This is a genomic window from uncultured Microbulbifer sp., from assembly GCF_913055755.1.
GTDB lineage: Bacteria > Pseudomonadota > Gammaproteobacteria > Pseudomonadales > Cellvibrionaceae > Microbulbifer.
Window position 1 is genome coordinate 76,847 of record NZ_CAJXKH010000003.1, and the last position, 20,585, is coordinate 97,431.

The window sequence follows — 20,585 nt, forward strand, 5'->3', positions numbered from 1 at the left end:
ATTGAATGCCCGCCCCGGTAGCGGGCATTCGTATACCAGCAGAAGATGTAGGCGTATGAGCGAGCAGAAAGTGACCACGGAATCTCCGGCAGCAACAGCCAAGCCGGTATCTCTGGACGATCGATACACCACTCAGCAAGGCCCGGTACTGCTATCGGGTATTCAGGCCCTGGTACGGCTTCCCATCGACCAGATGCGGATCGACCGCGCCCGCGGTCTCAACACCGCCACCTTTATTTCCGGCTACCGCGGCTCTCCCCTGGGGGGCTATGACCAGCAGCTTGCGCGCGCGCAAAAACTGCTGGATGAGCACAATATCCGCTTTGTGCCCGGGGTCAACGAGGAGCTCGCGGCCACTTCCGTGTGGGGCTCCCAGCAGGTGGGGCTGTTTGAAGGGGCTGAGGTGGATGGCGTTTGCGGTATCTGGTACGGCAAAACCCCGGGTATCGACCGCTCCTGTGACGCTTTCCGCCACGCCAATGCCGCCGGGTCCTCCCCCAGGGGCGGGGCGCTGATCATTGCCGGTGACGACCACGGCTGCAAGTCCTCGTCCTACCCCGGTCAGTCCGAATTTGCCTTCGTCGACATGCATATTCCCGTGCTGAACCCCTCCACTGTGCAGGAAGTGCTGGATTACGGTCTGTATGGCCTGGAGCTTTCCCGTTTCAGCGGTTGCTGGGTGGCGATGATCACCCTTGCGGAGAACATGGACAGTTCGTCTGTAGTCGAGGTGAACCCCGCCGGTGTCACCTTCGAATATCCGGAAGTGGAGCGCCCCGCGGGCGGCCTCAATATCCGCAAGCAGGACAATCCGCTGGAGCAGGAAGAGCGCTTGTGGCGTTACAAGCGTCCGGCGGCACTGGCCTTCGCCCGCGCCAACCAGCTGAACAAACTGGTGCTGGACAACCCAGACGCCACCCTCGGCATTGTTACCACCGGTAAGGCGCACCTGGACCTGATGCAGGCCTTCGAGGATATGGGGATTGACGAGGTCCAGGCGAGGGCGCTGGGCATCCGTATTCTCAAGGTGGGTATGACCTATCCGCTGGATGTGCCGGGTATCCAGGAGTTCGCCCGCGGGCTGGACTCGCTGCTGGTGCTGGAAGAAAAGCGCAGCCTGATGGAAGTACAGCTCAAAGAAGAGCTGTACAACGTGCACCTGCGGGACCCGCACTTCCCGCGCATTCTCGGCAAGGTGGACGAACACGACAATCCGCTGCTGCCCATGTACGGCGAGCTGTCACCGGCGGTAGTCGCCCAGGTGCTGGGTTACCTGCTGGGGGACGAGCGCCTGAACGAGCGCGCCAAGCACCGCCTGATGCGTCTCGATGCGCTGGCGGAGCGTATTTCCACCCAGGCGGGTTCCAGCGTTGCGCGCTTGCCGATGTTCTGCGCCGGCTGCCCCCACAACCGCTCTACCCGGGTGCCGGAAGGCAGTCGCGCACTGGCGGGAATCGGCTGTCACTATATGGCCCAGTGGCTGGACCGGGAAACCTTTACCTTTACCCAGATGGGCGCCGAGGGCGTCAACTGGATTGGCCAGGCGGCATTTACCAGCGAACCCCATGTATTCGTGAACCTGGGCGATGGAACCTATTTCCACTCGGGCCTGCTGGCGATCCGCGCGGCGGTGGCCGCCAAGGTCAACATCACCTACAAGATTCTGTTCAACGACGCTGTGGCCATGACCGGTGGTCAGCCTCACGACGGTGAACTCGCCCCCGATATGATCTGCCGCCAGGTTCTGGCAGAAGGGGTGAAGAAGGTTGTGCTGGTAATGGACAACACCAGTAAATACGGTAACGCGCTCACATTCCCCAAAGAAGTGGAAATCCGCCACCGCGACCATATGCCGATGGTGATGAAGGAGTTGCGCGAAGAGCCGGGCTGTACCGTGATCGTGTACGACCAGACCTGTGCCACCGAGCTGCGCCGCAAGCGCAAGCGCGGCCTGCTGCCGAAAGCCGAGGGTCGCCCGTTCATCAACGAACTGGTATGCGAGGGCTGTGGTGACTGTGTGACCCAGTCCAGCTGTATTGCGGTGGAAAAAGTCGAGACCGCGCTCGGGGACAAGCGACGCATCAACCAGACCAGCTGCAATCAGGACATGTCCTGCGTCAACGGTTTCTGCCCGTCGTTTGTCACCGTCAAGGGCGGCAAGCTCGCGAAGCGCGCCGGTGTCGGTGATGCCCTGTGCCAGGCGGCGGACAAGCTTCCGGTGCCGCAGCTGCCGCAACTGCAGGAGCCGTTTAACCTGCTGGTTACCGGTGTCGGTGGTACCGGCGTTGTCACCATCGGCGCGTTGCTGGCCATGGCGGCGCATATCGAGGGCAAGGCCTGTAGCACCCTGGACCAGACCGGTCTGGCACAGAAGGGCGGGGCGGTTTACTCCCACGTGCGCTTCGCGGACAAGCCGCAAGCGCTGCAGGCGGTGCGTATTTCCGACGGCCGCGCCGATGCGTTGATGGCCTGCGACCTGATCGCCGCCGGCAACCTGTCCGCGAGCCTGGCCAAGCTCGACGAGACCCACAGCCGCGCGGTGGTGAATACCCACCTGAGCCCAACCGCGGCATCCGTACTGGGCCGTGAGGATATCCACTCCCCGCAGGCAGTGCTGGATACCATCAAGGATGCGGTGCTGCAGCTGGATGTGGTGGAAGGCCACAAGCTGACCAAGGCCGCGCTGGGGGATACCCTGGCAGCGAATATCTTCATGCTGGGCTTTGCCTGGCAGAAAGGCCTGATTCCGCTGGGGCTGGATGCCATTAGCCAGGCAATTGAACTCAACGGCGTGGCGGTGGAAGCCAACCTGCAGGGCCTGGCGGCCGGCCGTATTGCTGCCCAGGACCGCAGCGTGCTGGATGCGCTGCTGGCGCAGGACGAAGAAGTGTCCCTGCCGCAGGGGCTGGAGGCGGTGGTGGCGCACCGCGTAGCCCACCTGACCGGCTACCAGAATGCAGCGCTGGCACGCCGTTACCGGATGCTGGTGGACAAGGTTAAGGATGCGGAAATCCTGAAAGTGCCCGGCAGCGAGGCACTGGCGGAAGTGGTCGCGCGCAATTACGCCAAGCTGCTCGCCTACAAGGACGAGTACGAAGTGGCCCGCCTGTATACCGACGACCGTTTTATGGATGCGCTGAAGGAGAATTTCGACGGCGATTACCAGCTGGAATTCAACCTGGCGCCACCGCTACTCAGCCGTTTCGACAAGGATCTGGGCCGCCCGCGCAAAATGAAATTCGGTGGCTGGATGCACAAGGCTTTCGGCGTTCTGGCGAAGCTGAAATTCCTCCGTGGCACCGCACTGGATATTTTCGGCTATACCGCAGAGCGCAAAATGGAGCGGGCGTTGATTGCCGAGTATGAGCAGCTGGTGGACGAAGTGGTTGGCAAGCTGAATGCGGACAACCACGGGGCAGCCATCGAACTGCTGAATTACCCGGATCGCATTCGTGGTTACGGGCTGATCAAGGACGCCAATGTGGAAGAGGCTGCCGGCTTCCGCGCCCAGGCACTGGATCGTTTCTACAACCCGCAGGCCGCCGCCAAAGGCAAGGTAGTGGAGGTGGAAGTGTTCGACCCGGCCAAGGCGCAGCAGGTGGGGTGACCTGGTCTCATGATCGGAAATAAAAATGGCGAGCCTGGCTCGCCATTTTTATTTCCGTAACCATCGTTTTTGCGCGTGCAGCGACGCGTTCACAGTGCTACCAGCGCATTTGGGTACGTATCGCCAGCTGGTTGGTGCCATCTCCGGTAAAGTCGTCGTCGCCGAATACCAGGTTCAGCATAAAGCGCACATTGTTGTTGGCGTAATAGTTGAGCCCCAGGATGGCACTGCTGGCCTCGAGGCCGCGAATATCGCGGTTTTCCATGGTGTCGTAACGGGCTGTGAGTTCCCAGGTACCGCCCCACAGGCCCGAGCCCGAGGGTTTGGCGGAATTGAAGGCGCCGCGCTTGCTGTTATAGGTCTTGTGTTCTCCGGTCAGCATCCAGCTGCCCTGTATGTACCAGGTGTGGACGGTCTGGTCGCCAATATAGCAGTCGTCTTCCGTGGGGCAATAGAAAGGAGGGGGCGCGCCGAACTCGTCAAAAAACTCCTCTTCGGTGAGGTAATAGTCGCCGTCGAAATCTCCGATTGCGTATTCGGACTGGAAATAAACCGGACCAAAACTCCCGGCAAATTCCAGCGAAAAGGTACTCATATCTCCCCCCAGGTCGCCGGGAGTCAGTGCCATCAATTGTGAAGGGCCGCGGCGCCCGGCATAGTCGGCTTCGGCTATCAGGTCGGGGGTGTTCTGGTTGGCATTTTCAAAACTGATGGAGGTGCCGAAATACAGTGTACTGAGATCATCGTTGATCGGTGCCCAGGACAGCCGGCCTGAAGCGCCTACACCTTCATTCCGCCGGGTGCCGGCATCTCTGAGGTTGAAGGCCATGAATCCCAGGGTGTAGCAGTTCTCCACGCCCGTCCAGCCGATCCCCTGTTGAAACTGGTGTCCGTCATACAGCCCCGTAGAACTCGAGAAGGGGCGCTCCATCATGGTGATTTCATTCGAGCTGGTCATTTCCGCCATGGAGCGGAACGGCTTGAACTGACCGATGCGCACCTCTCCATTTAAAAATTTCCGCGCGACATACACATCGCGAAAGCCACTCAGGGTATCGCCGCCCGCATAATCCTGTTCGAGAATATAGCGCCAGTCGTAAACGTTGCCTTTTACGGTAACGCGCGCTCGGCGGAAATCTGTGGAACTCACCGGATCTTCCAGATCCTCATCGAACAGGTACAGGTCGAAATGAATACGTCCGCCGAGGGAGGCGGAATAATTGCCGTCAGCGCTTTCGATCTTCAGGCCGCCCTTGGTACTGGCTTCATCGGCAAAACTCAAGGACGGCGCAAACGCCATCGCTATTCCCGTGGCAAACAATACTGCCGGGCATTTCATCACAAGATCCTCCGCCTCGTCCGGCAACCAGGTTGTCGAAATTCGGTTGTTGAATGAACAGGTCAGAGGGAGTTTAGCAGCCGATTACCGCCCGCAAGCGGTAACCGGTGCAATAGGCGGGCGGTTATATTTGGTTGATCTGAAATCCCTGCTTTTGCAGTAGTTTTGTCACACTCCGGTCGCCAACAAGGTGTCCGGCACCGACGATGACGAACAGTGACTGATGGTCGCCGCTCAACTGTTGAATGGTTTTCGCCATGGTCCGGTTGCGCTTGAAGAAGAGGGCGTCATACAGCGGTGCGAACTCGGGATTTTCTTCCAGTCCTTCCGCAATGACGAGCTGGTAGAGTTCGTCTGTGCTTCCCTGCTTCCAGGCTTGCTTCATCCTGGGGACGAAGCTATCCATCTCTGCCAGCTGCTCCAGGGTTTGTTTCAAATACAGATCAGGATTTTCCAGGCTGTTCAGCATGCGCAGCTGTTCTATTACGCTCTCCAGCTCGAGGACCGGCTTGTTGCTCTTGTGTGCCTGCAACAGGAAATGGCGATCGATGCCGAGCTGGGGGTTGAGACCGCGAGCCTGCATCTCCACCATGCTGAGGGTGATCATCGCGATAGCCGGACGCTGCCGATTGAACATGGGTTCGGGAATATTGCGCTGGCTCAGCCATTCCTGCAGCTGCTGGTAAATATCCGGGGAAATATGGTTCTTTAGGTTGTCGCCCGGAGGGTACAGAGATTCCGTCATGATTTGCTGCTGCAATGTTATGTCGGATTCCGCCTTCAGGATATCTGCCTCCACCACCAGCGCATCGCTGCGATCGTAGGCGGCCTTGATGTCTTTGCGCAGCGGGTAAAAACTCTCATCGGCGAGGTGGACGGAGCCGAGCAAGTACACCGTTTTTTCGCCCTTGCGGGCTTCCAGTAACAGGCCCTGATCTTCTGCTGCCAGCGCCGGTTGCACGGCGACCATCAACAGCGTAAAGGCTAGAAACCAGAATGATTTGAATCCAATTTTCATAGTGTTTAGGACATCCTTTATTAACGGAGAAGTCAGGCCGGTTCGACCGGTGCGCATTTTCATCACACCACTCCATGCTACTGCATCGCGCAGGAATTGTGACCCTTTGTGGTTGTTGTGAATTTTGTGCGCTGTGGCGTTGATTTCAGCGGTAGAATAGTCAATCTGGAATGGTGAGCCGATACGGCGGGGATGCTGAGTATCAGATATGCGAATTGTGCAGATTTTGCCCTCGATGGAAACTGGGGAAGTGGCGCTGACCGCGCTGGAGTTCGCCCAGGAGCTGGTCAAGCAGGGACACGAGTCGATTGTTGTTTCGGCAGGGGGGGAGCTGGTTTCGCGCCTGAACCTGCACGGGAGCCAGCATCTGCGGCTGGCGGTGGAAAAATCCTCGCTGCGCACATTTGTGCTGGTGGGCCGGTTGCGGGCACTGCTGCAGGAGCTGGCACCGGATATCGTGCACGCACGGGGGCCGCTGCCGGCGCGTTTGTCTTTTTCAGCGATCAGGAAAATTCCCGCCGGGTACCGGCCGCACCTGGTGACGTCGATTCATGAAAAACCCCGTCGGGGTCTACTTCGCGGCCGCTTGAGCAATGCGGCATTGTGTCGGGGCGAGCGGGTTATTGCGGCTTCGTCGGCGCTGGCCACATGCCTGCAGCAAACCTATCCGTCCGCTTTTGCGCAGTTGCCGCCTGAGGTCATTCACCGCGGCGTGAACACCCGGGAGCTGGACGGCAGTGCACCGGTATCCGGGCACTGGCATCAGCGGATTCTGAATGATTTCCCCCAGCTGGAAGGCAAGCACTGGTTGCTATTGCCCGCAGTGGTAGCGCCGGGGCAGGGGCAGCAGCAATTCCTTGAAATGCTGGCCGCCATTCGACTGCAACGGGACGATGTGTTTGGGCTCGTCCTCGGGGATATTCCCGACGGTGGTGACAAGTACGCTCGCAAACTGGAAAACCTGGCCGAACAGATGGGGCTGCACGAACACGTGCTGTTTCTCGGGCGCCGCCGCGACATGCGTGAGTTTTATGCCAGTGCGCGGATAACCTATGACCTCGCGGAAGTCGCGAATGGCACTGGCCGGGTTGTGGCGGAATCACTGGCCATGAGTTGCCCGGCGGTTACCCTGGCGGGTAGCGGCGCGGGGGCTGAAATTGCTGGACACTGCTTCCCGCAAGGGGTCATCGCGGAAAACACCACCGATGCTCTGGTCAATGCCAGCCTGGAGATTCTGGATTCCCCCCGGCCGATCTGCTTCGACGGTTTTACCCTACAGGATTCCACCCGGCGGACCCTGGCGTTATATGAAAGCCTGACGCGGGGGCAAGGTCAGGAAGCCGCGAGTATGGGCTGACCCGCTTGGTGGACTGTGCCGGCAGCGCGGTCATGCACTGTACGCACTCGCAGGGCGATGGCCCGGATCACCTGGCGGCGGGTTGCCAGTAGGCGTTCACTGGCCAGTGTCTGCGTCCCCGCGCCGCCAACCAGTTGGAGGGCGTCCGTGTTCAGGTCCGCGATATTCCAGCGGGCTAACAGCTGCTGCGCTTCAAAGGCGGCAAGGGCTGCCTGGTAGCGCGCGGGCGGCGCTGCGCTGTCCGGTCGCAAGCTGGTCACAGGCCGCCCAAGGTTGAAGGCGTCACTCAGCATGCTCATGCTGTCTTCGGTGCAGAATATGCGCCCGGCGTCGGGCAGGCTGGTGGCGAAATCTGCAGCGCCTGCGTGCCCGGCCCAGCAACCGGCGAAAATTGCCGTATCACCCAGCACTCGCTGGCATTCCCCGCGCAACATCTGCGGGCTTCTGCGCGATGTCGCAATCACCCAGCGAATGCCGTACTGACGGTGTATCGCCGCAGCCCAGCCCAAAAGGGCCTGCCAGTCCTGCTCCCGATATTCATAGCCGCTGCCATCGCCCCCCAGCAGCAGTCCCCAGACATTTTCCCGCGGCGGGTGCCCGGCACCTGCGGCGACCGGTGAGGGGGCGAATGGCATAACGATATTGCTGCTGTCTGCAACGGGTGTGGGCTCCAGGGTCAGTAGCCCGCTAAAGTTGCCCGGACGCAACCGTCGTTGTGAGCCCAAAAACAGGTTTGGGCACGCCCAGCGGTTGCTGAGCGCGCAGTTCGCATAACTGGTATTGCCTCCGGCGGAAATCAGCAGGTCCGGCTTTTTCTGCGGTTGCTGCAGCTTATAGGCGCTGAGAATGGAGGTGGCGAGAGCGGGCAGGTAGTGCAACTGGTTACACGCAGACGCGAGGCCCCGGCGCGCCCATTTCCGTTGCAACTGGCAGTCCAGAGTTTCGTGGGTAACTGCACGGTTGTTTTCGCTTTGCAGCCAGGCCAGCAGACCGAGACTCTGGTTCAGGTGGCCGGGGATACCGTCGCTCAAAATGGCAATATGCATCGTCTACCTCTGTGGAATCAGGCAATCAATTGGGTATAGACCTGCCAGGTTGCCCGGGCCATGGAGTCCAGAGTCAGTTCGTCGCTGGCCCGTTGATACAACGGCGCGAAGTCGCGTTCCATTTGTTGCCGGTTGTCCAGAATCCAGGCAATTTTCTGCGCGAGACCCTGCGCTGTGGGATCTTCCAGGATGTACCTTTGCGGCAGGTATTCGACGGCGTTGCCGGCGGGTGTCGACAGTACCGGACGCCGGTGCAGCAATGACTCGATCATTGTGTAGGGCGCGCCTTCACCCAGGGCGGGAATGACCACAAGATCCGCAGCCTGCAGAAATTCTGCCAGTGCGTTAGTGGCGGAAAAGAAAGACACCCGCTGCGATATGCCAAGGGTCTGCGCCTGCTTCTGCAGGGTATTCTTTTCCGGACCGTCTCCGAGTATCACCAGCTGTACCCGCGGCAAATCTGCCAGGGCGGCCAGCAGGCAATCCACTCCGCGCCCCTTGATCAGGCGCCCGGTGACCAGTAGTACCGGCTGATTTTCCGCGCTCCCGTCAACCACCGTTGAACTGGCGGCAGCTGCTCGCAGCTCGACGCCATTCGGGATGATGTTCCAGTTCAGTTTGGAATTGGCAACGGTACCTTCACTGATGGCGATGCGGGCATCGAAATTACTGGCGAGTTTGTCCCGGGGATGGCGCACGTTGTGACGGGTGATGACCTGAAGTGATTCCGTGTAGGGTTTGACCGCAGCGAGTAACTGTGCGGACTTGCTGCCGTGACCGTGTGTTATCTGGTACTCGCCTTTGCGAATATAGTTGGCGAGCCGCCATACCAGGTTGGGGTGATGGCGACTGCGGTCGGTATTCAGTGGTATGAACTGGACCTTTTCATCCAGGGTCTGCAGGTAGCGCGGATGCGCGATCACGGATACCTGGGCATCGGTATTGTGTGCCTGCCAGCGGGACAGGTCGGCAACGTGCTTTTCCAGTCCGCCGTGTTCCCGGCTGGCGATAAGGTGGCAGATATTACTGATCATTCGGCTGCACGTCCGCGATTGTGGCGCCGCCGGTTATTCTGTGGTCCACCGCCAGTTGGTGGGCATTTATGGGAGCGGGATAAGTTGCAGCGCGTTACTTGGTGATCGCAGGTGCGACCGGGATTGAACGTATTGTTGCGGCAGAATGTGACGAAAGGTTTATTGAATTGTGACTGTTTGATTGCAGCGGCTTGATATTAGTGCGCGATAACAACACTGGATGCCAATGCAATCAGAAGGCGATGTGCCAGTTAAACGACGCAAAATCAAATCCCGGATTGGGAGTATTGGTATAGCCGTTGGAAAAATGGCTGTAACGCAGTGACAGGGTTTGCCCGTTCTGCAGGGTATAGCCGCCGGCAAAGTGCAGGGAAAAATTGAGGTTGGTGGAGAGCTCGATGGGGCCAAAGCTGCGCTCGGTGAGGTAGGCTGCACCCACGCCCACCTCGCCAAACCAGCGGATTGCCTGGGGGCGCGGATACCAGCGCAATACCGGTTTCAGTTCCCAGATATGCTGGGTCTGGTCGCGGCCGCGGTAATCGTTCTGCATAAACGAGTAGCTGCCCTGCGCCCACCACTGAATCCGGTGACGGCCCGGGTAATCGTAAAACTGATAGGCATAGTTGGCCCCCAGCATACCGGCACCGGCAATGGATTTCTGCTGGATCAGTGCATCGCCCAGCCCTTTGCCGGCGCTGAATATCCACTCCTGATCGCCTTTTTCCGCCTGCGCGGGCAGCGCATACAGTGCGCCCAGTGCGGCAATAAAAATGGCTTTCAATACTACAGGGGTGAATGCGGAGCCGGGTACACGCATGAATGAATTCGCCGGTTATTGAATTTAGAGGCTGTCTGCATTGTGCAGATTAAGGTTAGCCGGAAACCGTTGAAGCGCAAACCTGTGCGCGGCAAGCAGATAGCACCGCGGGCGCGACATTGCGCGCCCGTGGTGGTTGAAATGTTGGAAGTGACGCAGGGGCGCGCGCTAGCGCCACTGCCGTTTCAGTTGCCTCAGTGCATCGGAATGTAGCTGCCGCGCGCGCTCCTGGCTGAGCCCCAGCTGTTCGCCGATGACGCGGAAAGAGCAGTCGCGATCGGATATCAGGCCGTACCGCAGGCTCAGTACCGTACGCTGCCGCGGTGGCAGCTTGGCCACGGCTTCCCGCAACCGCTCCGCCAACTCCTGGTTTGACACCAGTTCATCGGTGTTGAACAGGTCGCTCGCCGGGGCATAGTCCAGGCGCGTGCTGCTCTGGTCATCCGATATGGGGTCGTCCAGGGAACCGGTTGGGCCGGGCAATTTCAGCAGACTCTGCACCCGCTCCAGATCGAGACCGGTTTTGCGCGCGATGTTATCGTCCGATGCGGGCAATCCCTCCGCGCGCACCTGGCTGATGGCCCGGTAAATATTGCGCAGGTCATCCTGCACGTTGGCGGGTTGCCTTACCAGGTCGTCATTGCGCCGCAGGGTGAGTTGGATTTCCTGTTGGATCCACCAGTAGGCATAGGTGGAGAAGCGGTAACCCATCTGTGGCTTGAAACGCTCGATGGCCTTCATCAATCCCACGTTGCCCTCCTGGATCAGGTCGATAAAGGGCACCGATGGATTGCGAAAGCGCTTGGCGATAGCGATCACCAGTCGCAGGTTGCACTGGATCAGCTTTTTGCGCTGCGCCTTGAACCGCTTCATCAGGCTTTGCAGGGAACTGCGGTCCCGGCGGGAGATGTTTTCTCCCGCCAGCAGCTCTTCCGCCTTGGCAATGATCAGGCCGTGATCATAGGCGCCGGTGCTGCCGCGCTGCTCGACGCCCTCACTGCGCAGGTCGACGAGGGTGACCCCGCGCTTCTGCAGCAGGGCGATGATTTTGTCTTCCAGTTCCCGCAGCATGCAGGTCGTCGCGTGCTCATCCTCCGGTGTGAGCAGATCGAGACGGTACAGGTGTTTGAGATAGTTCTGCATCGGGGTGCCGACACTTTCTCCCAGGGATTCCTCGTCAGAGGACGGGCTGTCCTCGCGAGCATCCGATGCGGACATCGCCGTATCCGGATCATCCCGGGCGTAGTCTTCCCCGGAGAGGTTGGTGCTATTTTCCTTCAGCCATTCATCATCCCTTGTGTGAATATTGACTCGGGACAAGATTCTGGACCTTATGCTGAGGCTGAACGGTGCAGCAATCCTGCGCCATTCAGCATGCCGTAAAACCACCGGCGTCATCCCTGCGCAGGATTACCGCATGGCGCGAGAATCGCCATACGGACACACTGAATATAGACGAGGGTTGAATACTGCGCCGTACGAAATGGGACTGCGGGGTTTTACTGGGAGAAATTGCGGCGATTTCCGCCGAATGGTCCGGGTGACAACGCTGTACAGCCGCACCCCCGCCGGGAAAAGTGGGGGTAGGCGGGGCGGGGCAGGGCAAAATTACTGGACGCGCTTGACCTTGACGGAGCGACCGCCGGTGACCTTGCGCATGAAAAAGGCGCCGAGGACGCCGCGCTCCAGTTCTATCTGCTCCCCGCCTTTCCAGATGACCCGGCTGCTGCCGGTCTGGCGCCAGACCTGGCCGTTGTCCAACGCAAAAGTGTACTTGCCATAGGCTCCTTTGGTGACTTCGGTAATGGTGGCGGTGATGGAATCTGGCGCCTCTTCGATGACTTTTTGGGCTTCCTGGCCGAACTGCTTTTCCGCGTGCTGCTGAAGGCCGGCAGCCAGCTTGTCAAAGCACTGCAGCCGTTTGCGGTCGTCGCTGAACTGGGCGCAGGTTTTGAGCTCTTCCCGAAGCGTCTGTGCGGACAGGGGGGCGGCGCCAAGCAGGCTGGCGACGCACACCAGGGCAGGCAGGGAAACGTTCACTCGTGGCCGCAAGAACAGCTTCATGGGGAAACTCCAAGGTTGTCTTTTGCCGGATTTTGCCCGACTGCGCGGGCGCGAACAAATCAATTTGTGTTGCCGGTCACATTACTCAGGTGGGCACCGTGGAAGAATTGACGGGCTTTTAGCTTTAAAAACAACCATAACATCACACAGTCAGGGGTTGGCTATGAAAAAAATCATTATTCCCGCAATCGTCATTGCAGCAATTGGTGGCTATTTCTACTACACCAACATGGAGCCGGCGGCACCGGAAAGTGCCATTGCCAGTGAAGTGGATGCTGCGGTAGCCGAGGCGGAAGTTGCAGGGGCCGAGGCTGCGAGCGCGGCAGAGGATATGATGGCTGCTGCCGATGGCGACGTTTTTGCTGACGTTCCCGAGGCCATGGAAGACGCGGCGGAGTCTGCGGAAGACACTGTAGAGGCCGCAGCTGACGAAGCCGGGGACATGGTGGAAGAGGCGGCTGACGCAGCGGAAGATGCCATGGATGAAGTGGTGGAAGCCGCGGAAGAGATCGATCACGCGGAAGAGTAAGCGCGATCCCGCGACAAAAAAATACCCGGGTCCTCCCCGGGTATTTTTTTGTCTGTCACTTTGTTACCGGCTGTTACCGAGTCCCCGTCTTGCCGGTTTCCTGCAGCGCCCGCCGCAGGAAACCGCCCGCATCTGCCAGTGCTGTTTCCGCGTCATCGCGTTCGAGTCCACTGAGAATGACCATGATGGCCAGCTTGGCATTCTGATCGCACTGATCGAGCACTTTGTCCGCCTCTGCAAAAGTGACCCCGGTGGCCTCCATCACGATCCGCCGGGTGCGGTCCACCAGTTTGTTGTTGGTGGCCTTCACATCCACCATCAGGTTGTGGAAACTCTTGCCCAGGCGAATCATGCTGGCGGTGGTGATCATGTTGAGCACCAGTTTCTGCGCGGTACCCGCTTTCATCCGGGTCGAGCCGGTGAGGATTTCCGGACCCACTTCCGGCAAGATCGCGATATCCGCCTCGTCGGCAATTGCCGCGGTGCGATTGCAGGCCAGCGCAACGGCGGTACAGCCGAGACTGCGGGCGTAGCGCAGGCCGCCGACCACATAGGGCGTGCGGCCACTGGCGGCGATACCAACCACCACGTCACGGCTGCTGAGATCGATATTCTTCAGGTCCGCCATGCCCAGCCCGGGATCGTCTTCCGCGCCTTCCTGGGCCCGGTGCACGGCGGCTTCGCCACCGGCAATCAGCGGGATCACCATACCTTCCGGAACTCCGTAAGTCGGCGGGCACTCCACCGCATCCAGCAGGCCGATACGCCCGCTGGTACCGGCGCCCATATAGATCAGTCGACCACCGTCGCGAAACGCCTGCACCACTGCATCTACCGCTTTGGCAACATCCGGCAAAACCTGCTGTACGGCAGTGGGTACCTGGGCATCTGCGTGGTTGATCTTTTCCAGTATCGCGGCCACCGGCAGCAGGTCGATGTCCTCGCTGTCGGGATTGCGCGATTCGCTGGTCAGCGATCCGAGTTCTTCCGGGTGTGACTGTTTCATATCCCCTTCGCTGGCGGGCGGATTGTCCTGTGGCCGAGACCATTCGGGAGAAATCCGATAAATCTGAATCAGGTTACGCTGCCGGTAAAAAATATGTCGGCGGTAGTGGAATTCTATAGCAGCCTGGGATTTTTGCAGATCGCCGACAACCCGCCGTGGCGGGTTGGGCCATCAGGGTGGGGAGTTCAACTCTGGGCGTTGAATTGCTTGCCGTTCACACCGATGCTGTCTTCACCCATCAGGTAGAGATAGGTGGGCATGATCTCTTCAGGGATGGTGACGGTTTTCGGGTCTTCGGCGGGGTAGGCGGCCGCGCGCATATTGGTGCGGGTGGCGCCGGGATTGATGCTGTTGACGCGGATATTGGATACCCCTTCCACTTCGTCCGCCAGCACCTGCATCAGACCTTCGGTGGCGAACTTGGACACAGAGTAGGCGCCCCAGTAGGCGCGGCCTTTGAGGCCGACACCGGAGCCGGTAAAGATCACCGAGCCGGCGGAAGACTGTTCCAGCAGGGGCAGCATGGCGCGGGTGAGGCCGAAAGCGGCGTTCACATTCACCTGCATCACCTGTTGCCAGGTGGCGTAGTGATAGTTGGCGATGGGGGTGCGCTGGCCCAGCAGGCTGGCGTTGTGCAGCAGTCCGTCAAGGCGGCCGAATTCCTGGTCCACACCTTCCGCGAGAAATTCCAGTTCTTCCCATTTCACCCCGGACAGGTCCACTGGCAGTATCGCCGGCTTGGCACAGCCGGCGGCTTCAATTTCGTCGTATACCGCCTCCAGTTTCGGCACCGTACGCCCCAGCAGGATGACGGTGGCTCCGTGAGCGGCATAGGTTTTGGCGGCGACGCGACCGATGCCGTCGCCGGCGCCGGTCACGAGGATGACTTTGTCCTTCAGCAGGTCGGGACGGGGACTGTAATTGGTTACGGTTTCTGACATGGGGATCCGTGATTTCAGAATGCTTCAGTGCGTGGTTCAGATCTTCAGGTAGTGCTGTTGCAGCAGCGGCCAGATTTCGGCGGCATTGTGTACCAGGTGGTCTGCGTTCCAGTTTTCCGGGTCGTCTTCGCAATCGATATAGCCGTAGCTACAGGCAATGGTGGGCATACCCGCGGCGCGCCCGGCCATGATGTCGCGCTCGTGATCGCCCACGTAAATGGCCTCGGTGGGCAGGCAGCCAATACGGCTGCAGGCGAGCAGTACCGGTTCCGGGTCCGGTTTGCGCTTGGCGACGTCGTCGGGGCAGATAATGGCGCCGGGCGTGGGCAGGTGCGCGAAGGCGCGCAGCAGGGGGATGGTATAGGCCGCGGGCTTGTTGGTTACCACGCCCCAGGCAATCTGGTTTTCCGCCAGCTGGTTCAGCAGCAGTTCGATCCCCGGAAATGGCTCGGTGTGGCTGGCGAGGTGGGCCAGGTAGAGATCCAGCAGGCGCTGGCGGTAGTCGTCGAATCCCGCTTCCCCTTCGTCGACGCCAAACCCCAGGCGCACCATGGCGCGGGCACCATTGGAGACCACTTCGCGAATGGTGGCGTCGGCCAGAGGTGGCAGTTGTTCCTGTTCGCGCAGTTTGTTCAGCACCACGACGAAGTCGGGTGCGGTGTCGAACAGGGTGCCATCCAGGTCAAATAATACAGCTTTCATGTGGGGTACTTCTGGGGTTATTCGGCCGGTCGCACGGTGTGCATCAGGTAGTTGACGTCTACATCCCGCGGGTCGAGTTTGTAACTGCGGGTGAGGGGATTGTAGGTCATGCCGGTGATATTCCGGGTTTCGAGGGCCGCTTCGCGGGCCCAGCGGCCGAGTTCGGACGGGCGAATGAATTTGCCGTATTCGTGGGTGCCTTTGGGCAACATGCGCAGTACATATTCTGCGCCGACTACGGCAAATAGCCAGCCTTTGGGGGTGCGGTTGATGGTGGAGAAGAAGATGTGGCCGCCGGGTTTGACGAGTTTGGCGCAGGCGCGGATGACGGAGGCGGGATCGGGCACGTGCTCGAGCATTTCGAGGCAGGTGACGATGTCGTAGCTTTCCGGTTCTGCGGCTGCGAGTTCTTCGACGGCGATGCGGCGGTAGTCGATGCTGACGCCGCTCTCTAATGCGTGCAGTTTGGCGACATTCAGCGGGGCTTCGCCGAGGTCGATGCCGGTGACGTCGGCGCCGCGTTGGGCCATGGCTTCGGCGAGGATGCCGCCGCCGCAGCCGACGTCGAGGAGTTTTTTGCCGGCGACGGGGGCGCGTTCGTCGATGTAGTTGGCGCGCAGGGGGTTGATCTCGTGCAGGGGTTTGAATTCACCCTGCTGGTCCCACCAGCGGCTGGCCAGTTGTTCGAATTTGGCGATTTCCGCCGGGTCTACGTTGGTCATTTTGGCCTTGATCTCTTTGGGTGGTCCGTTTTTCCCACCTTGAGTGGCGTTGACGCTCCCGGGAACCGTTTCCGGGACACGCCGTAAACCCATCCGTGGGGGCTCTGCACAGACATCCATGTCTGTGAAGGTCCCGGAAACGGTTCCCGGGATCGCCACCTTCAATTCTTGGTAACAGACTTCGTTAGCAGTAAGTCAGTTTGCGCGACCGGCGATTCTATCACGCCATACACCCGCCCGTTGCCGCAGTTCTTCCTCATTCAGTGTGGTCAGTTTGCGCTCTTTCAGCAGCTGTTTTCCCGCCACCCACACGTTGCGCACGTGGTGGCCGTTGGCGGTGTATATCAGTTGTGACAGCGGATCGTGCAAAGGGTGCTGTTCCAGTTCACTGAGGTCGATGGCGCAGAGGTCGGCGCTTTTGCCCACTTCCAGGCTGCCGGTGACATCATTAATGCCTAGGGCGCGCGCGCCATTGATGGTGGCCATGGCCAGGGCCTGGTGGGCGGGGAGGGCGGCGGCGTTGCCGGCAACGGCTTTGGCGAGCAGGGCGGCGGTGTTGGTTTCGGCGAGCATGTCGAGGCCGTTGTTGCTGGCGGCGCCGTCGGTGCCGAGGGCGACGTTGATGCCGGCTTCCAACAGTTTCGCCACGGGGCTGAAGCCGGAGGCGAGTTTGAGGTTGGAGCGGGGGCAGTGGGCGATATGGGCGCCGGTTTTCTGCAGCAGGGCGATGTCGCTGTCGTCGACGGCGGTCATGTGTACGCAAAGCATCTGCGGGGACAGCAGGCCGAGGTTGTGCAGGCGCTCGCTCGGGCGCTGGCCGCTGTCGGCGATGGCCCTTTCTACTTCACCGGCGGTTTCGTGCAGGTGCATCTGTACCGGCATCTGCAGTTCGTTGGCGTAGATGGCGATCTTTTTCAGGGTTTCGTCGCCCACGGTGTAGGGGGCGTGGGGGGCGAAGGCGAGGGCGATGCGGCTGTGGGAGCGGTAGTCGTCGCGCAGGGCGAGGCCTTTTTCGATGGCGTCGTCGCCGTTTCTGGACCAGGGATTGGGGAAGTCGATTACCGGGAAGGCGATCTGGGCGCGCATGCCGGCGTCGCGCGTGACAGCGGCGGTGGCTTCGGGAAAGAAGTACTGGTCGGAGAAGGTGGTGGTGCCGCTGCGGATCATTTCTGCCATGGCGAGGCGGGTGCCGTCGGCGACGAACTCCGGGCTGACCCACTGCTGCTCCGCTGGCCAGATATGTTTTTCCAGCCAGGTCATCAGCGGCTGATCGTCGGCGAAGCCCCGCAGCAGGCTCATGGCGGCGTGGTTGTGGGTGTTGATCAGGCCGGGGATCAGCAGCTGGTTGCCCAGGTTGTGCTCGTCCGCTGCACGGTAGCGATTGTGCGCCTCGCGCTGGGGGAGTATGGCGAGTATTTTTCCGTCGTGAACTGCGAGCGAACAATTTTCGTACACCCGCTGTTCCGGTACCACCGGAATGATCCAGCGGGCGTGAATCAGGCTGTCGATTGTCTGTTTTTTGTTCGAATTTGAGGTGTTTTCGGGGGTGCTTGCAGTTGCCATTGGTCGATTTTTGTTCCGGGGGAAAGGCGCAGACTTTAGCGGTGCATGGAAGCGTGAACAAGTCTCTACAAGTCGTCCTACCGCGCGCCAGTTGTGGTAGAATCGCCCGCTTGATCGGGGTCTGTGACCATCTGGCCCCAATAGTTTCCCAGTCTGTTGCTGTGCTCTCCCATAGAAGGGTGGTGGTGGCGGGCGAAGCCGGGGCCTGCCCCGCGGGCGGCGTTAACGATAAGGAATGCCTGAAAATATGGGCGAATTAGCCAAAGAAATTTCTCCGATCAATATCGAAGAAGAGCTGAAGCAGTCCTACCTCGACTATGCGATGAGCGTGATTGTGGGCCGTGCGTTGCCGGACGTGCGCGACGGTCTGAAGCCGGTGCACCGGCGCGTGCTCTTCGCCATGAACGAACTCAAGAACGACTGGAACAAGCCGTACAAAAAGTCCGCCCGTGTGGTGGGTGACGTGATCGGTAAATACCACCCGCACGGCGACAGTGCGGTGTACGACACCATCGTGCGTATGGCCCAGCCGTTCTCCCTGCGCTACATGCTGGTGGACGGCCAGGGTAACTTCGGTTCCATCGACGGTGACAGCGCGGCTGCCATGCGTTACACCGAGATCCGCATGGACAAGCTCGCCCACGAGCTGCTGTCGGACCTCGACAAGGAAACCGTCAACTTTATCGACAACTACGACGGCTCCGAGCAGATGCCGGAAGTATTGCCGTCGCGGGTGCCGAACCTGCTGGTGAACGGTTCTTCCGGTATTGCCGTGGGTATGGCGACCAATATCCCGCCGCACAATATGAGTGAGGTGGTGAAGGGTTGCCTGGCGCTGATCGACAACAGCGAGCTGTCCGTCGACGACCTGATGGAATACATCCCGGGTCCGGATTTCCCCACCGGCGCCATCATCAATGGCCGCGCCGGTATCCTGATGGCCTATCGCACCGGCCGTGGTCGCATCTACATCCGCGCCAAGGCGGAAGTGGTGCGGGATGACAAGTCCGGCCGCGAGACCATTATCATTCACGAGATTCCCTACCAGTTGAACAAGGCGCGTCTGATCGAGCGCATTGCCGAGCTGGTGAAAGAGAAGAAAATCGAGGGTATCTCCGAGCTGCGCGACGAGTCCGACAAAGACGGCCTGCGCGTGGTAATCGAACTCAAGCGCGGTGAGCTGGGTGATGTGGTTCTGAACAACCTCTACTCCCAGACCCAGCTGGAAAGTGTATTCGGCATCAATATGGTCGCGCTGGTCGACGGCCAGCCGAAGCTGCTGAACCTGAAGCAGCTGCTGGAATACTTCATTCGCCACCGCCAGGAAGTGGTGACCCGCCGTACCGTTTACCTGCTGCGCAAGGCGCGCGAGCGCGGGCATATTCTGGAAGGTCTGGCGATCGCCATTTCCAATATCGACCCGGTGATCGAGCTGATCAAGGCTTCGGCGACCCCGGCGGATGCCCGCGAGGCGCTGTTGGCCAAGGGTTGGCCGGTGGGCGAGGTGCAGCAATTCCTCGAGCGCGCCGGTGCTGATGCCTGTCGCCCGGATGATCTGCCGGCGGAATTCGGCCTGCGCGATGGCAGCTACTACCTGTCCCCGGCCCAGGCCCAGGCCATTCTGGAGCTGCGCCTGCATCGCCTGACCGGTATGGAGCACGACAAGCTGCTGGCGGAATACAGTGAGCGCCTGGAACAGATTGCTGAATATCTGGAAATCCTCGGCAGCCCGGAGCGCCTGATGCAGGTGATCCGTGAAGAGCTGGAAGTGCTGGAGAAGGAATACGGCGACGAGCGCCGCACCGATATCGTCGCTTCCCGCCAGGACCTGTCGGTGGAAGACCTGATCACCCCGGAAGACAAGGTGGTGACCATTTCCCACGGCGGCTACGCCAAGAGCCAGCCGTTGGCGGACTACCAGGCCCAGCGCCGCGGCGGTATGGGCAAGTCCGCCACCCAGGTGAAAGACGAGGATTTCGTCGAGCACCTGCTGATTGCCAATTCCCACGACACCATCCTGTGTTTCTCCAACAAGGGTAAGGTGTACTGGCTGAAGGTTTACGAGGTGCCCACCGCCGGTCGCGCTTCCCGCGGTCGCCCGATGGTCAACATGCTGCCGCTGGAAGACGACGAGCGGATCAGCAGCCTGATGCCGGTATCGGAGTACGACGAAAATCACTTCATCTTCTTTGCCACTGCCAACGGCACCGTGAAGAAGACCCCGCTGACCGCCTTCTCCCGTCCGCGCAGCGTCGGTCTGCGGGCGATCGAGTTGGAAGAGGGCGACCGCCTGGTGGCGACCGCGATTACCTATGGCAGTCAGGACATCCTGCTGCTCACCAGTGCCGGCAAGGCGGCGCGCTTCGCCGAGGAAAATGTCCGCTCCATGGGGCGTGTTTCCCGCGGTGTGCGTGGTATCCGCATGGCCGACGGCGTCTGCGTTATTGCCATGGTGATCCCGGAAGAGGGCGGCTCGGTAATGATGGTGACGGAAAACGGCTATGGTAAGCGCACCGCTACCAGCGATTTCCCCACCAAGGGCCGCGGTACCCAGGGCGTGATCGCCATTGCCGAAAGCGAGCGCAACGGCGCGCTGGTTGGCGCCTGTCAGGTGCACCCCGGTGAGGAAATCATGCTGATTTCGGACCAGGGCACCCTGGTGCGCACCCGGGTGGATGAGGTTTCCGTACTGGGTCGCAATACCCAGGGGGTTCGCGTAATCCGCCTCAAGGATGGTGAGAACCTGGTGGGACTGGCGCGGATCCAGGAAACCGAGGATGCAGAAGGTGAAGGTGGCGACGAAGCCGCCGCCGCTGATGACGGCGGTGCCGGGGAGTAAC

16 protein-coding genes are annotated in these 20,585 nt (G+C 60.2%); 4 read left to right on the forward strand and 12 right to left on the reverse strand.

Annotated features, from left to right (window positions below; translation table 11 throughout):
• The first annotated feature begins 55 nt into the window (after positions 1–55).
• The gene (locus tag QZ511_RS01505) at positions 56–3,607 is read left to right on the forward strand and encodes an indolepyruvate ferredoxin oxidoreductase family protein (protein WP_295797909.1); all 3,552 of its coding nucleotides are present in this window, start codon (positions 56–58) and stop codon (positions 3,605–3,607) included.
• A gap of 97 nt (positions 3,608–3,704) precedes the next feature.
• On the opposite strand, the gene QZ511_RS01510 is transcribed toward QZ511_RS01505, so the two are convergent.
• Positions 3,705–4,946: a porin gene (locus tag QZ511_RS01510; RefSeq protein WP_295797912.1), complete on the reverse strand. Its 1,242-nt coding sequence runs from the start codon at positions 4,944–4,946 to the stop codon at positions 3,705–3,707.
• A 124-nt stretch (positions 4,947–5,070) separates the two neighbouring features.
• Positions 5,071–6,027, reverse strand: coding sequence for a TraB/GumN family protein (locus QZ511_RS01515; protein WP_295797915.1), 957 nt, complete (start codon positions 6,025–6,027; stop codon positions 5,071–5,073).
• Positions 6,028–6,172: 145 nt separating this feature from the next.
• Between QZ511_RS01515 and QZ511_RS01520 the strand changes: the two genes are divergently transcribed.
• Positions 6,173–7,321, forward strand: coding sequence for a glycosyltransferase (locus QZ511_RS01520; protein ID WP_295797919.1), 1,149 nt, complete (start codon positions 6,173–6,175; stop codon positions 7,319–7,321).
• Here the strand turns inward: QZ511_RS01520 and QZ511_RS01525 are convergent.
• The 5 genes from QZ511_RS01525 to QZ511_RS01545 all read right to left on the reverse strand — a co-directional run bounded on the left by QZ511_RS01525 (position 7,297) and on the right by QZ511_RS01545 (position 12,282).
• Positions 7,297–8,367, reverse strand: coding sequence for an ELM1/GtrOC1 family putative glycosyltransferase (locus QZ511_RS01525; protein WP_295797923.1), 1,071 nt, complete (start codon positions 8,365–8,367; stop codon positions 7,297–7,299). The two genes, QZ511_RS01520 and QZ511_RS01525, sit on opposite strands and share 25 nt — an antisense overlap.
• A 17-nt stretch (positions 8,368–8,384) precedes the next feature.
• The gene (locus QZ511_RS01530) at positions 8,385–9,401 is read right to left on the reverse strand and encodes a glycosyltransferase family 4 protein (protein ID WP_295797926.1); all 1,017 of its coding nucleotides are present in this window, start codon (positions 9,399–9,401) and stop codon (positions 8,385–8,387) included.
• 232 nt (positions 9,402–9,633) lie between these two features.
• Positions 9,634–10,218, reverse strand: coding sequence for an acyloxyacyl hydrolase (locus QZ511_RS01535; protein ID WP_295797929.1), 585 nt, complete (start codon positions 10,216–10,218; stop codon positions 9,634–9,636).
• Positions 10,219–10,386: 168 nt separating this feature from the next.
• On the reverse strand, positions 10,387–11,538 hold the full coding sequence (locus QZ511_RS01540) for a sigma-70 family RNA polymerase sigma factor (RefSeq protein WP_295797932.1): 1,152 nt from the start codon (positions 11,536–11,538) through the stop codon (positions 10,387–10,389).
• Positions 11,539–11,826: 288 nt separating this feature from the next.
• Entirely contained in the window at positions 11,827–12,282 is a 456-nt protein-coding gene (locus QZ511_RS01545; RefSeq protein WP_295797935.1) for a hypothetical protein, read from the reverse strand.
• 163 nt (positions 12,283–12,445) lie between these two features.
• Between QZ511_RS01545 and QZ511_RS01550 the strand changes: the two genes are divergently transcribed.
• Entirely contained in the window at positions 12,446–12,811 is a 366-nt protein-coding gene (locus tag QZ511_RS01550; RefSeq protein ID WP_295797937.1) for a hypothetical protein, read from the forward strand.
• A 73-nt stretch (positions 12,812–12,884) separates the two neighbouring features.
• Here the strand turns inward: QZ511_RS01550 and murQ are convergent, their stop codons facing one another.
• From murQ to QZ511_RS01575, 5 genes are all read right to left on the reverse strand, one after another.
• Positions 12,885–13,817: an N-acetylmuramic acid 6-phosphate etherase gene (gene murQ, locus QZ511_RS01555; RefSeq protein ID WP_295797940.1), complete on the reverse strand. Its 933-nt coding sequence runs from the start codon at positions 13,815–13,817 to the stop codon at positions 12,885–12,887.
• Positions 13,818–14,002: 185 nt separating this feature from the next.
• Positions 14,003–14,758, reverse strand: a complete 756-nt coding sequence (locus QZ511_RS01560) for a YciK family oxidoreductase (protein WP_295797942.1) — start codon at positions 14,756–14,758, stop codon at positions 14,003–14,005.
• A 36-nt stretch (positions 14,759–14,794) separates the two neighbouring features.
• A complete protein-coding gene (locus QZ511_RS01565; RefSeq protein ID WP_295797944.1) occupies positions 14,795–15,460 on the reverse strand; it encodes an HAD-IA family hydrolase in 666 nt (221 codons plus the stop codon).
• A gap of 17 nt (positions 15,461–15,477) precedes the next feature.
• Positions 15,478–16,182: a bifunctional 2-polyprenyl-6-hydroxyphenol methylase/3-demethylubiquinol 3-O-methyltransferase UbiG gene (ubiG, locus tag QZ511_RS01570; RefSeq protein ID WP_295797946.1), complete on the reverse strand. Its 705-nt coding sequence runs from the start codon at positions 16,180–16,182 to the stop codon at positions 15,478–15,480.
• A 195-nt stretch (positions 16,183–16,377) separates the two neighbouring features.
• A complete protein-coding gene (locus QZ511_RS01575; RefSeq protein ID WP_295797949.1) occupies positions 16,378–17,745 on the reverse strand; it encodes a TRZ/ATZ family hydrolase in 1,368 nt (455 codons plus the stop codon).
• Positions 17,746–17,992: 247 nt separating this feature from the next.
• Between QZ511_RS01575 and gyrA the strand changes: the two genes are divergently transcribed.
• Positions 17,993–20,584, forward strand: a complete 2,592-nt coding sequence (gene gyrA, locus QZ511_RS01580; protein WP_295797952.1) for a DNA gyrase subunit A — start codon at positions 17,993–17,995, stop codon at positions 20,582–20,584.
• The last annotated feature ends 1 nt before the right edge of the window (position 20,585 follow it).